Below are 456 nucleotides of genomic sequence, written 5' to 3' on the forward strand. Positions count from 1 at the left end.
CCCGCGCCGCGCTTCAGGCCATCAGTGATTGCCACTCGACCATGGCGGCAGAGCGGCGGGCTTTGTAAGTCTGGCGATCGATGAGATGGCGTTCTGAGTTGAAATGGTCGTACACACTCGCGTGGATCGACGTGAAATTCTGGAGCGTTTTCATCCTTCGAAACCTCAGCATCGCACGTTCGCGTCGTCGGTAGGGAAGATGACTGTTCGCCGACCGGTTGTTCAGCCATCTTCCCATCTCGCGACGGTCCTGATTGCCGAGTTCCTTCATCGCAGCTGGGTAGGATCTTAAGCCGTCGGTGACGATTGCCTCGGCCTCGCCATGCCGCTTCAGCGCCTTCTTCAGGAAGCACAAAGCTGCAGATTTATTCCGCTTCTTCGTGACATAGCTTTCAAGCACTTCGCCTTCGTGATCGACCGTGCGCCACAGATAGACCATCTCTCCATTGAGCTTGA

At 56.1% G+C, this 456-nt stretch carries 1 protein-coding gene; it reads right to left on the reverse strand.

Annotation, left to right across the window (positions count from 1 at the left end; all coding sequences use genetic code 11):
* Window positions 1-13 precede the first annotated feature (13 nt).
* The coding region (locus ACX3VQ_RS12965) for an IS6 family transposase (RefSeq protein WP_462581462.1) at window positions 14-456 on the reverse strand (443 nt) is incomplete at its 5' end.

The organism is Altererythrobacter chaiwopuensis (assembly GCF_054957735.1).